At 43.8% G+C, this 13096-nt stretch carries 11 protein-coding genes, 1 tRNA gene and 1 rRNA gene; 2 read left to right on the top strand and 11 right to left on the bottom strand.

Annotated features, from left to right (window positions below; translation table 11 throughout):
* Nucleotides 1–29 precede the first annotated feature (29 nt).
* Nucleotides 30–2333, bottom strand: coding sequence for an ATP-binding protein (locus ACFQ3J_RS26415; protein WP_251584857.1), 2304 nt, complete (start codon nucleotides 2331–2333; stop codon nucleotides 30–32).
* 387 nt (nucleotides 2334–2720) lie between these two features.
* Between ACFQ3J_RS26415 and tadA the strand changes: the two genes are divergently transcribed.
* The gene (tadA, locus tag ACFQ3J_RS26410) at nucleotides 2721–3236 is read left to right on the top strand and encodes a tRNA adenosine(34) deaminase TadA (protein ID WP_251584859.1); all 516 of its coding nucleotides are present in this window, start codon (nucleotides 2721–2723) and stop codon (nucleotides 3234–3236) included.
* Nucleotides 3237–3239: 3 nt separating this feature from the next.
* Nucleotides 3240–3803 carry a GNAT family N-acetyltransferase gene (locus tag ACFQ3J_RS26405; RefSeq protein ID WP_251584861.1) on the top strand — a complete coding sequence of 188 codons (564 nt, stop codon included), beginning with the start codon at nucleotides 3240–3242 and terminating at the stop codon, nucleotides 3801–3803.
* Between the two features lie 125 nt (nucleotides 3804–3928).
* Here the strand turns inward: ACFQ3J_RS26405 and ACFQ3J_RS26400 are convergent, their stop codons facing one another.
* From ACFQ3J_RS26400 to rrf, 10 genes are all read right to left on the bottom strand, one after another.
* Nucleotides 3929–5008, bottom strand: a complete 1080-nt coding sequence (locus ACFQ3J_RS26400; protein WP_251584863.1) for a hypothetical protein — start codon at nucleotides 5006–5008, stop codon at nucleotides 3929–3931.
* A 309-nt stretch (nucleotides 5009–5317) separates the two neighbouring features.
* The gene (locus tag ACFQ3J_RS26395; protein ID WP_091161841.1) at nucleotides 5318–5470 is read right to left on the bottom strand and encodes a small acid-soluble spore protein P; all 153 of its coding nucleotides are present in this window, start codon (nucleotides 5468–5470) and stop codon (nucleotides 5318–5320) included.
* Nucleotides 5471–5483: 13 nt separating this feature from the next.
* Entirely contained in the window at nucleotides 5484–5825 is a 342-nt protein-coding gene (locus tag ACFQ3J_RS26390; protein ID WP_091161843.1) for a hypothetical protein, read from the bottom strand.
* Between the two features lie 129 nt (nucleotides 5826–5954).
* Nucleotides 5955–6043 (bottom strand) — tRNA-Ser (locus ACFQ3J_RS26385).
* Nucleotides 6044–6233: 190 nt separating this feature from the next.
* Entirely contained in the window at nucleotides 6234–7517 is a 1284-nt protein-coding gene (serS, locus tag ACFQ3J_RS26380; protein ID WP_091161844.1) for a serine--tRNA ligase, read from the bottom strand.
* A 135-nt stretch (nucleotides 7518–7652) separates the two neighbouring features.
* Entirely contained in the window at nucleotides 7653–8225 is a 573-nt protein-coding gene (gene pdxT / locus ACFQ3J_RS26375) for a pyridoxal 5'-phosphate synthase glutaminase subunit PdxT (protein ID WP_091161846.1), read from the bottom strand.
* Nucleotides 8226–8242: 17 nt separating this feature from the next.
* A complete protein-coding gene (gene pdxS / locus ACFQ3J_RS26370) occupies nucleotides 8243–9124 on the bottom strand; it encodes a pyridoxal 5'-phosphate synthase lyase subunit PdxS (protein WP_047914362.1) in 882 nt (293 codons plus the stop codon).
* Between the two features lie 287 nt (nucleotides 9125–9411).
* Complete coding sequence (locus ACFQ3J_RS26365; protein WP_251584865.1) at nucleotides 9412–10812, bottom strand: D-alanyl-D-alanine carboxypeptidase family protein; 1401 nt, start codon at nucleotides 10810–10812, stop codon at nucleotides 9412–9414.
* A 355-nt stretch (nucleotides 10813–11167) separates the two neighbouring features.
* A complete protein-coding gene (guaB, locus tag ACFQ3J_RS26360) occupies nucleotides 11168–12631 on the bottom strand; it encodes an IMP dehydrogenase (protein WP_251584867.1) in 1464 nt (487 codons plus the stop codon).
* A 339-nt stretch (nucleotides 12632–12970) separates the two neighbouring features.
* Nucleotides 12971–13087, bottom strand: a 5S ribosomal RNA gene (gene rrf / locus ACFQ3J_RS26355).
* Between the last annotated feature and the right edge of the window lie 9 nt (nucleotides 13088–13096).

Here is a 13096-nt window from a genome sequence, read left to right as displayed (position 1 = left end):
ACTCACCTAACATTAAAAAATCTGGATGCTTACATTTCAACATCAGAAGGATCGGTGTCACCATCTACGACCTCGGGTAAAAGAATCGTGACCGTTGTCCCTTTACCTTTTTCACTTTCAATTTCCATCGTACCTTTATGAGCCTGGATTAGTCGCTGACAGACCATGAGTCCGAGCCCAGTCCCTGTTTCCTTATTCGTAAAGAACGGCTCCCCAAGCTTGTGCATGATCTCCTCCGGAATACCGATGCCTTGGTCTATTATTTGGATTCGGATCTGCTCATCCGGAGTCTTGGAGATCGTAATATGGATGGTTCCGCCATCAGGCATTGCCTCCATCCCGTTCTTTAATATGTTGATGAATACCTGCTTTAATTGATTCTCACCACAATGCACGATCGACGTCCCCTCTGCCTCAATGTTGAATTCGATACCATGCATATGAGCCTGGCTGTCGAGCAGAGAAATGACATCTCCCATAATAAAGCGAATGTCTTTCTGCTGGAAATTAACTGCCTGAGGCTTAGCTAATATGAGAAATTCGCCGACAATCAAATTAATCCGGTCCAGCTCTGACAGCATAAGGTCGATATGCCTTGGATTCAGCTTCTTGGTCTGCTGCTGCAGCTGAATGAAGCCCCGAAGCGTCGTCAGAGGATTACGTATTTCATGGGCTACGCCTGCTGCAAGCTGTCCCACGGTCGTCAGCTTCTCTGACCTGCGTAGCACTTCCTCCATCCGCTTGCGACCTGTAATGTCTCTAGAAATACTAATAAATCCAGTGATTTCGCCTTCATTATCCCTGATTGGTGCAGTACTTACACTGACTTCAATTCTACTGCCATCTTTGGCTAAACGGTAAGATTCAATATAAGGAACTGTCTGGCCCTCATGAAGCTTCTGCATCCGCTCTTTTTCTTCGACTATTAATTCATCAGGTACATTACTAAGTGGCCTTCCAACAATCTCTTGACTGGTCCAGCCATATAATAGTTCAAAAGCCCGATTTACCTGAATGACATTGCTGTCTTCATCTGTAATATGAATGGCATCTGCTGTCTGGTTAATAACCGATTCAAGATGCTCCTTCACTGCTCGATTTTCTTCATACATCTGCTTGAGACGATTCGTGTAATGACCGAGATTGCGAATCATCGCATTAATCCCGTTAGACAGTTGACCGAACTCATCATGACGTTTCAGCTGCAATCCAATATTGAAGTGTCCGTCTGCCACTTCATTCACCTTAGAAAGTACAATTTGGATAGGTTTTGTATATGCAGAAGCCAATAAATAACTGCCAAAAATGACGATCTCCAATAAAACGAGAGAAACTGCAATATGACTAACCAGTTGTTCTGTAATAACGCCCTGGATCTCCTGATAATCGGTAATAATGCTAATGATGTAGGATCCGCCTTCAGGATTCGGTATCGGAATCATGTTCTTTAATACTTTTTTATTATCCACATTCGCTACATAAGACACATTATTTCCGGTTTCAATCGCTTTATGAATGGCAGTGCTATCTTCCTTGATCTGTCCATAATCGTACGCGCCGAACATAATCGGCCTGGTACCAAATTTATAGTTGAGCTCATCGGTCCCATCCGGTGCCATAGATGGCTGTCCGAAAGTAGATGGATTAATGCCTGCAATGGACAGAATTGAAGGATTGACATCCTTCACCTTCTCTATCATTCCATCCGGACTTGAGAACACAACATAGTCTTCCACCTCAGATGCATTCAGAAAAGGGTTGATGATGTAATTTCGTTCTCCGTCGTGATAATATCCCCAAATATTGATGTTATCTGGGTCTGAGGTGGCATACTCAAACCCGTCAGACCAATAGTGATCATAAGCGACTCCCTGAGGAATCGTTACTTGATTAAAGGCAAACAACTGTTTAAAAGCCTCATACCAATATGTCATTTTCTTGGTGGATAAGCCAATCTCATTCGGGTCAGAGGATTTACTTACGATAATATCGTCCTCTGTTTGAATCATCAAAGAAATATCTGTAACTCCAATTTCTTCACTGAGCTCTTCCAGCTGCTCTGTCGTCACGTTTTTGATATCGGAATCTAGTCTATCCGCTGCTATAATGGAAGCCAGCCATATATTTTTGGAGATCTGCTTCTTAATGGACTTCGTGCTATTCTGATTCTGCTCGACAGCAAGTGCAATCTGTTTGGCAGCCGAAACCGCCCGCTTCTCACTATCCTGCTGTAAATTCTCCTGGGTTGTGTAATAGCTTAAAGCAATGTTGAGCCCGAGTATAATGAGTACCGAGAATGACATTACTAAAGATAATTTAATTTTAATGGACAAGACTTCAGCTCACCTCTTGGCTCGTATGCTGGCGAAATGTGACTTTATTTACTCCTTCTTAGGACTTTATGTATTTATAAAACCATCATACCTTTTAGTGGTGTATTTGAAAAGGAATCTGATTCGTAACTATGCAGTATTTTATAGCAATTCTTCTCTTCATTGGTTTGATATATCCCTATGTTAAATCTACAATTAATTAGATAGGCCAAAACTCGATATGAAAAACAATACACATATTTGTGCACAAATCCACAGGCCTTTGGATAATATGTGTACAAACTTGTTAGCAACTACAAAGTTATCCACAAAGTTATGCACATCATGTTAACAATAGAATATCTGTTCGTTGTATAATTGGAGTAATGAAAGGCGGGAGCCGCATAAATGAACGAATTTCAGTCCCATACCAGTAAAGACGTAAATTTTTTATACACAGATGAATATTGGATGAGAGAAGCCATAAGTGAAGCAATGAAGGCAGAGACACTCGGCGAGGTACCGATTGGAGCGATCGTAGTCAAAGACAATGAGATCATTGGCCGGGGATACAATCTAAGGGAGATTCATTATGATGCGACAGCACATGCTGAGATCATTGCTATTAAACAAGCAAGCGAGCACTTGAAGGCATGGAGATTGCTGGATTGCAAATTGTATGTCACGCTCGAGCCATGCCCTATGTGTGCTGGTGCCATCGTACAATCTAGAATTCCTCATGTTGTATATGGAACAACCGATCCGAAGGCCGGCTGCGCCGGTACACTCATGAATCTGCTTCAGGAATCTCGATTTAACCATCAGACCGAAATTACAAGCGGAGTCTTACAGGAGGAATGCGCTGCGATGCTTACGTCCTTCTTTAGAAAACTTCGCCGCAAACCACGCACGGAGGGAGAATAACAAGTGCATAGGGTCCTTCATGATACACAACACGGCCTCTATATCAGGCCATACGTAATAGAAGACTCGGAAGCGTTACAAGCCTTGTATGTGGCCAGCAAGCAGCATCACGCACCCTTTGAACCCATTAGAGGGGATGAGTTCTACACTATTGAAGCCCTGAGAAACAGAATCCTATCCAGGCAGCAGGAATCTGATCAGGATCAGGGCTATTATTTTGGGGTTTTTGAGGATAATACCGACGAGCTGGTTGGACAAGTCAGTCTGACCAGTATCGCACGCGGAGTGGCTCAATATGCAGATTTAGGTTATTTTACGCATGTTGATCATATGGGCAAAGGCTATATGAGCGCAGCGGTGAAGCTGATCATCTTATTCGCCTTTCGTTCACTTGGGCTTCACCGTATACAGGCATCCATTCTTCTTCATAATCAGGCATCTCGCCGTGTTCTCGAGAAGAACGGATTTATGGCAGAAGGCATTGCTAGGGGCTACCTGCTGATCGCCGGCCACTGGCAGGATCACCAAATTTATTCACTGTTAAACCCAAATTACGGAAAAGATTAATACCTCTGCTGACTACACCACTTAAAACATAAAAACCCGTCAAAATGACGGGTTTTCTTGTTTATACGCCGATAAACCTCAATGAATTATTCATTGTGTATGATGGCAATTTCAACACTTCGAAATTAGTAGCTGTAATACTCATTCAATATTTCTTCAAACTCTTCCATGGTTACAACATCATCTCCCGCAGGGATACCAATTACGAATTCAGGCGTTTCGTTAATTTTTGAATAATGATTTGTGCCTGTCAGCGCAAGGTTAATAACCTCTTCTGTTTCTGGATCGTTAATAACGATATCCACAATGGCTTCTTGGTACACAGGAATATGATCTTTGTTAATCGCGGTATTGACATTGAATGTGTTGATCGTCAAATAATTCTTCAGCTCTTCCAAATCTGCTGCCATTTGGCTTTGATCTGTTGCTGTAAGAGATTCCTTCGCTCCTGCAATATCCTCATCTGTCAGCTGTAGCATCTCTTTATATTCATCCTTGGCGATAATATCTAGTACTTTAGGCAGAGCATTGTTTACCAAGATTGTAATGGCTTCCTTCACATTATCATTTGTAATCGCAAATTGTACGATCTGTTTAGCCTCTACATCCTCAGGAAGTGTAACTGCATCCGCCTCCAGGTTCTTGAAATACGTATCCTGGTCGTATTCTGCAAGGACTGCCTCGCTAATTTCATTCGTCAGCGCTTGCGATTTAGCAACATCCATTGATCCTGGAGTCCACGCTACGCCTTCTTCCTCAGCAAGCTTTTTCATATCCAGCTCAATGTATTTATCGATCAGTGCTTCTGGCATTGGAAGCATAGGAATGTTCGGTACCTTAACGAACACCTTCTCCGTAGTCATAACCATTGGGATGTTATAAGTCATCTCCATATCGCCCTTGATTGCAATGCCTAGCGTAAACTCCGCCTGCATCGGATCATTTTGAAACACTCCGTCAACCGTAAGCTCTGCATCCTTCAGCATGGACATAAACATTGCCATGTCTTCGGAATTTTCTGCAGAGCTAAAGCTTAGGTTATCAATTTTCACTTTGCTCGTCATTGCGTAAGAGGTCATTTCTGCCGCTTTTGTCGCCGCAGTTTGTACCGCCTCTTTCGGTTCTTGCTTGCTTCCACAGCCTGCTAGAATTAACACTATAGACAGCATTAGTGCAAACAAGCCTTTCGTGAATCCTTTTTTCATTTTTTGTTTTTCCCCTTTCCAAAGCAAAGCAACCATCTTCATAAATCACACCATAACATAATAAACCATTATCTCATAAGTATAAACACTTTTGGTCATTTTTGGTGCTATAGATTTATAAAAATCAAATTTAATTAATTTCGTCTTTTTTCGACACTTTTTTATAAGCGTTTTCATATTGGAAATTGAAACGATTTTTCTTGCCATGACGCGGATTTTCATTAGTATGCAAAATAAAAAAGCCTCTGCTATAGGAGCATGGCCTTTTCACAAAAATGCATTTACCCATCACACACAAGTCGTTATCAACTAACCTTCCGGATTGTTATGGTCCACATGATTGCGGTTCTTTACCTTCTTGGAGCCTGACAACGGCGCGGGACCCGATGCATGATCACGCTTTTCTTTGACTCCTTGCGAAGCCTGTGCTTCAGGGACAGGAACTGCTCTTGGCTTACCCATTCATGAATTCCTCCTAAGGATTGGTTAATTGCTGTACCGCTTGGGCACATTCATGGATATGACGAGTGTAATCTTCCGTCATCTGCTGTATTGCATCGGTGCGTTCATCAATATGAAGCCCGTCTTTTTCTACATCAATGAGATCTACCTTCACTTCACGGTTGTCCACATAAGCACAGCGAAAATCAAAAGAGTACAATTGACGTCCTGCTGCATCAATATGAATACGAATGGCTTGTTGATCTGCCTCGTCGGCATGCACCTGAGCTTGATCTCCCTGATTCAGTATAACAGGCAGTCTTTCTTGCCAGGCATGAACAAGCTGATTTTGATCGATATCAAAACTTTGGCTCATTTATATTAGCACCTCCACACCTTATAAAATGCGAAATACAGCCGCTTTTTATGCATTGCCCAGTGTCATAAAACCATGTAAACAAAAAAGCCATCTCTATAATAGAGAATGGCTTGATTATGCTATGTATGGCGGAGAGGATGGGATTCGAACCCATGTGGAGTTGCCCCCTAACGGTTTTCAAGACCGCCCCGTTATGACCGCTTCGGTACCTCTCCAGGATAAAATAATGCTTATTTGGCGTTAACACTTAATATAACGCGTAACAAAAATTATTTTATCACAGCTTGTACATCATTGCAAGTTATTTTTTAATTTTTCATCAGCTTCTGCTGAATCCTGATCTTACTTCATGAACTGTCTGCTCGTTGCGGGTGCTCATCCATATGAGCACATCTAAATAGAGCGCTACTTCTTAGAAGTGATCTTTTCTACTCCGCCCATATAAGGAACGAGTACTTTTGGAATGATGACACTACCATCTTCCTGCTGATAATTCTCCAGTATTGCGGCTACCGTTCTGCCTACCGCTAATCCAGATCCATTCAGCGTGTGCAAAAATTCAGGTTTGGCCTTGGCTTCTCTACGGAAACGAATATTCGCCCGTCTAGCCTGGAAATCTTCACAATTGGAGCAAGAAGATATCTCTCTGTACATCCCACTCTCAGGAAGCCATACTTCAAGGTCATACGTCTTCGCTGACGTAAAGCCCATATCTGCCGTACACAGCGCCATAACCCGGTAAGGAAGCTCCAGAAGCTGCAGAACACGTTCTGCGTTGCGAGTCATCTCTTCGAGCTCTTCATAAGAGTTCTCAGGCAGCGAGAATTTCAGCATCTCTACTTTGTTGAATTGGTGCTGTCTAATCAAACCTCTTGTATCACGCCCTGCCGATCCGGCTTCAGAACGGAAGCAGGAGCTATAAGCCACAAATTTCTGAGGCAGTTCTTCTGCAGGGATGATCTCCTCACGGTGATAGTTCGTTACCGGTACTTCTGCAGTTGGAATCAAGTAGTACTCGGTATCCTTGATCTTGAACAGATCCTCTTCGAATTTAGGCAGCTGTCCTGTACCATACAGGCTGTCCTGATTAACAATCATCGGCGGCAGAATCTCTTCATAACCATGATCATTACTATGGAGATCCATCATGAAGTTAATCAATGCTCGCTCAAGACGTGCACCTAGACCTTTATAAAAAGTAAATCTAGAGCCTGTAACTTTAGCAGCAGCTTCAAAATCAAGTATTCCGAGCTCCCCAGCTACATCCCAGTGCGCTTTTGGAGCGAAGCTGAACTCTCTTGCTTCAGACCAGCGGCGAACCTCTACATTGTCATCCTCAGAAGCACCCACTGGAACACTCTCATGAGGCAGGTTAGGGATCGCCATCGTCAATTCATTGATATCGGATTCAAGCGTACGGATCTCTTCATCCATTTGCTTAATACGATCCGAAACTTCACGCATTTCCAGAATCAGCTCTTCTGCATCCTCTTTATTCTTCTTGCGCTTGGCCACTTCACCAGATACCGTATTCCTGCGATTCTTTAGTAGTTCTACCTCTTGCAGCAATTCGCGGCGACGCATATCCAACTTGGGGAAATCCGCAATAAGCTCCACTGATTTGCCTCGGTTCTGGAGTGCCTGTTCTACTTGACCGAAGTCATTTCGCAATATTTTAACATCTAACACGAATAATCCCTCCTACAAAAACAACCTTGCCTGAAAAATAGGAAAAGCTTCTCCCGCAAAGCTTAAGTAAGCCTATGGGAGAAGATTCCGTGCCTTACCAGGGCAAGATCGTTATAAGTACATTAATCTCAAAGTTTAGAGGCTGCTCTCCACCATCTGCACAAAGTACTGATGTAATCGATAGTCATCAGTGAGCTCCGGATGGAAGGAACATGCGAGCAAATGCCCTTGACGGGCTGTCACAATTTCGTCTTGGTACGTAGATAGAACCGTAACCTCGTCTCCAATCGATTGAATGAGCGGGGCACGAATAAACACCGCACGCACCGTCTCTTCGATACCAACCATCTGCAAATCGGTCTCAAAGCTTTCACGCTGACGGCCAAAAGCATTTCTCGAAACCGTCATGTTCATTAGTCCGAGATGCGCTTCTTCACCGCCGGCAATACGATCAGCCAGCACAATCAAACCAGCACAAGTGCCAAATATGGGCTTGCCAGCAGCTGAAAATTGCCGAATTGCATCAATGAAGTTATACTTTCTCATCAGCTTACCGATGGTTGTACTCTCTCCACCTGGAATAATCAAACCGTCTATTTCGTTTAATTGCTCCACTTTCTTAACAGAGATGCCAACACCACCAGCAAGCTCTATGCTTCGAATATGTTCAGCTACTGCACCCTGTAGAGCCAATACACCAATCTTCAACTCGGTTCCCTTCTCTCTTACCAACCGCGATCGGACATGCGTTCTGCTGCAGTCAATTTGGAAATTTCAATCCCTTTCATAGGGGCTCCTAAGTTCTTGGAAACTTCGGCAATCAATTTATAATCGGTATAATGAGTAGTTGCTTCAACGATTGCACGAGCGAATTTCTCAGGGTTGTCCGATTTGAAGATACCGGATCCTACGAACACGCCATCCGCCCCCAAGTGCATCATCAGTGCTGCATCTGCTGGAGTCGCTACACCGCCAGCTGCAAAGTTGACGACAGGAAGCTTGCCATTCTCATGCACTTCACGCAGAAGCTCATAAGTCACGCCCAGATTCTTCGCTTCCGCATACAGCTCATCCTTTGACATGTTCTGTACTTTGCGAATTTGGCTGTTGATGAAACGCATATGACGAACGGCTTCAACAATGTTACCTGTTCCCGGCTCGCCTTTTGTACGAATCATGGACGCCCCTTCACCGATACGTCTTAGAGCCTCACCCAGATCCTTTGCTCCACAAACAAATGGTACAGTAAACTCATGCTTATCAATATGGAACACTTCATCCGCAGGCGTAAGCACTTCACTCTCATCAAGATAGTCCACACCCAGGGACTCCAGTACTTTCGCTTCAACGTAATGACCGATACGCGCCTTAGCCATAACCGGAATAGAGACAACCTTCATAACCTCTTCAACGATTGTTGGATCAGCCATGCGGGCCACACCACCGGCCGCACGAATATCAGAAGGTACCCGCTCAAGAGCCATAACCGCAGTTGCACCTGATGCTTCCGCAATTTTTGCCTGCTCTGCGTTCATGACGTCCATGATGACGCCGCCTTTTTGCATTTCTGCCATGCCTCTTTTAACACGAGATGTTCCTGTTTCCATATCCTTTACGCCCCCCATAATATACAACAATTCTTCCACTCAGGTCCCTATAAATAAGGTTTGTATCCTTAGAAAAACATATTATATTTATCGACCATAAAATAGAATTCTAACTTGATATTTTACCGTATACATCCTTATTATACAACAATTTTACTGGATTTGACGTTCTATCCGATGATCACCTGGGTATAAGCAGGAGCCTAGAATAGATCAAGTTCTGAAGACCTGCCTAGTTGTCATTATTTCCGGTGTATACGATTTTAATTGGCTTTCGAGCTCGTCACTCAGAACAAATTTTTGATACTGTCGAACATATCCCCGAAGAAATCTCCAATCGCGCGGAACATCAGGCTGAACCAGCCGGCTTTGTCTACAGGCTCTGAGGTTACGAGGTTCACCGTCTGTACCTGTTCACTTGCCATTCCCTCGATTTTGTAAGTGTACGTAATGGTACCTGCTTTGGTTCCGGCTTCTACAGGCGCAGTGAGTCCTTCTCCTTCAAAGCTTGTCTCAAAAGTTGGTGTCGGATTCTCTGTCCCTTTAGGCACAAGGAAGTTGACAGCCTGTTCAGTTACAACGGGCGCTTCTGTCTCCTTACCTTTTACAACTGGAGCTGTCTCTGCCCCTGGAACGGCACTTTTGGCAGCTACTACCTGCTTGACTTCAAAATTCTCAAAGCCGTAATCGAGTACCTTCTTCGTTTCTGTAAATCGACTGGCATTTGTTTCGGCACCCATAACGACACTAATCAGGCGCATACCATCTCGTTCAGCCGTACCTGCAAAACAATTGCCTGCGCTTTTCGTATGACCCGTCTTTAGTCCATCCAAGCCTTCGTAAGCGAATTGTTTGAAATTGGTGACACCCTTGTTCGCTTCAAGCATCCAGTTCCAGTTGACCATTGGATCCGCATCCGTCTCACGGAATTTGTAGGAGGGAATCGCTGTATAATTTGCAAAATCCGGGTGATCTGTAATGATATACTTCGCCAATATTGCTGCATCCATGGCAGACATTAAAGTTTCCCGATCTTCCTCAGGCCGGAATTCCTCAGGCATATCCGCACGGTCAAGACCTGTCGAATTGATGAAATGTGTTTTGGTTAATCCCATCCGCTTAGCTTCTTCATTCATCATCTTAACAAACTCTTGCTCCGAACCAGCGACATATTCTGCAAGTGCCACAGTTGCATCATTGGCAGATCCTACAGCCATCGCTATGTAAAGCTCTTCTACCGAATGAGTATCCCCTTCAGCGAGATAAATCCGAGAGCCAACACTGCTGGCTGCATTTTTTTGCACCGTTACTTCAGTATCCCAGGAAAGCTCACCTTTTTTGACCTTATCAGCAACAATATACTCCGTCATCATCTTGGTCATACTTGCCGGCGCATAAGCCTCGTCCGCATTAATGGACAAGAGCACCTCACCCGTGGTTGGTTCAATCAATACGGCAGATCTTACGTTTAAATTGAGGGTGTCTGGAGATGGAACTTTAGCTGTTGTCGCCGCAGTATCTGTATTTGTCGTCGTTGCCGAAGCAACAGGAATGGAAGCCCCAAACACAGCTGCAGGAAGAACTGCCATAGAGAGCATGTTCACGACCATAACCGTAGCGATCCGTTTCTTAATTTTCGCCTTCTTTCCTTTAGTGGAATGCTCTGATGAATGTTTGTATTTCTTCAATGGAATAAATCCTCCTCTAAATTTCTCAATCAATGTTGTGTAATAACCTAATGATAAAATCGTGTTTACTGCGTATGCATGAATTCATTCGTGCCGAGATATTAAGAATCTATAATCTATGCCGTATCACCCCGAATTAAAGGATTACAGCAGCGTATTGTTGGCAGATTCAAAACACTGTTGAAACCATTTCAAATAAGTGTCTCACAGTTATTCATTAGCGGAATAAGCACTGTTTCATTTTAACACACGATATTGTGCAAAAAAAGACAGGTCAGGTTAATTTCAACCTGCCTGTCTGTAATCATGAGATTCTATATGATTAAGGAATCATCAGAATAGAGAAAATCATATTCTACAAAGCGTAGTTTGGCGCTTCCTTCGTAATTTGCACGTCATGCGGATGACTCTCACGCAAGCCTGCATTCGTAATACGAATAAATTGAGTGTCGTTACGCAGCTGATCGATGGTTTGCGTTCCGCAATAACCCATACCTGCACGAAGTCCGCCCATAAGCTGATGAACGGTGTCGCTTAGTGGACCTTTGTAAGCAACTCGACCCTCAATTCCTTCGGGCACAAGCTTCTTGCTCTGATCATTATCTTGGAAGTAACGATCTGCACTGCCTTTTTTCATTGCACTGATCGAGCCCATACCACGGTATCCTTTGAAGCGGCGGCCTTGGTAGATTTCGAACTCACCAGGGCTTTCTTCAGTACCCGCGAACAAGCTTCCCAGCATAACGGCATGTGCGCCAGCAGCAAGGGCCTTCGTAATTTCTCCGGAGTATTTAATTCCTCCGTCAGCAATGATAGGAACGTTGTATTCCCGTGCAACAGAAGCACAATCGTAAATTGCAGTAACTTGAGGTACACCAATACCCGCTACGACACGCGTCGTACAGATCGAACCAGGACCGATGCCGACCTTAACTACAGATGCGCCCGCTTCAATGAGCTCATGAGTCGCTTCACCTGTTGCAACGTTACCTGCAATTATCGTCAGTTCCGGATATAGACTGCGCAGTTTGCGAACTGCATCGATGATATTTTTACTGTGTCCATGTGCTGAGTCAATGGAGATCAAGTCCACTCCGGCTTTAACCAGAGCTTCTGTACGCTCATACAGATCTTGTGAGATACCAACCGCTGCACCAACCACAAGACGTCCTTGTGCATCTTTAGCCGCGTGAGGGAATTGAATTGCTTTTTCAATATCTTTAATCGTAATAAGACCTTTGAGTGTGTTTGTTTCGTCAACCAAAGGAAGCTTCTCTATCTTATGCTTTTGAAGGATCTCTTCAGCTTGCTCCAAAGTTGTACCCACCGGTGCAGTAACCAAGTTCTCGCTTGTCATCACTTCGGAAATTTTGATGTTGTAATCATGGATGAAACGCAAATCACGGTTAGTAAGGATACCAACAAGCTTTTGTTGATCATCGACGATAGGTACACCAGAAATACGGAATTTGGCCATAACTCGTTCGGCATCGGAAACCAAATGATCTCTAGTCAAAGAAAAAGGATTCGTGATGACACCACTTTCGGAACGCTTAACTCGATCCACTTCCTCTGCTTGCTGCTCAGCTGTCATATTTTTATGAATAATACCAATACCGCCTTCTCTTGCGATGGCAATAGCCAAAGGCGCCTCTGTAACTGTATCCATTGCAGCACTAATCAGTGGAATGTTAAGCTTGATATTCTCGCTCAGACGAACTGATACATCTACTTGTTTAGGCAAAACCTCAGATTTACGAGGTACTAACAATACATCATCAAACGTTAAACCTTCTTTACCGAACTTATCTTCCCACACCAGGATGTTCCTCCTTTATTTATATAGCCTTAAAGATCCGAAAATCAGCCCCATTTGAGAACTTTTGACCGTTTTCTGAAAATATATTATTGCCATCTTAGCAAAGGCCCATTTGGACTGTCAAGGAAAAGTAACCTGCTATGAAAGAGTGTATTGCACTAGAAAAACAAGTGTATCTGACATGCGGACATATCCTATTTTAATCCAGTAATGGCACGATATTTTTGGAGAATCTGTTTTGCTGGACTCACATCATCTATGACATAGAATGCTTCTTTTTCAAGTAATTTATCGCTGTAAAAATAAAAAAACCACCGTCGTCATCGACAGTGGTTCTTTGCTTGGCGGCGTCCTACTCTCCCAGGACCCTGCGGTCCAAGTACCATCGGCGCTGGAGGGCTTAACGGTCGTGTTCGGGATGGGTACGTGTGGAACCCCTCCGCTATCGCCACCAAACAGGATTTT

The organism is Paenibacillus provencensis, from assembly GCF_042678545.1.
In the GTDB taxonomy this organism is placed as follows: domain Bacteria; phylum Bacillota; class Bacilli; order Paenibacillales; family Paenibacillaceae; genus Paenibacillus; species Paenibacillus provencensis.
The sequence above is the reverse complement of the archived record's forward strand: the minus strand, read 5'-3'. Positions and strand labels throughout refer to the sequence as shown.

What these genes read in the sequence shown, in the direction of transcription:
- tadA (WP_251584859.1), top strand. Translation starts at nt 2,721, where the DNA reads ATGAACGAATTTCAGTCCCATACCAGTAAAGACGTAAATTTTTTATAC.
- ACFQ3J_RS26400 (WP_251584863.1), bottom strand. Translation starts at nt 5,008, where the DNA reads ATGAAAAAAGGATTCACGAAAGGCTTGTTTGCACTAATGCTGTCTATA.
- ACFQ3J_RS26395 (WP_091161841.1), bottom strand. Translation starts at nt 5,470, where the DNA reads ATGGGTAAGCCAAGAGCAGTTCCTGTCCCTGAAGCACAGGCTTCGCAA.
- ACFQ3J_RS26390 (WP_091161843.1), bottom strand. Translation starts at nt 5,825, where the DNA reads ATGAGCCAAAGTTTTGATATCGATCAAAATCAGCTTGTTCATGCCTGG.
- pdxS (WP_047914362.1), bottom strand. Translation starts at nt 9,124, where the DNA reads ATGGAAACAGGAACATCTCGTGTTAAAAGAGGCATGGCAGAAATGCAA.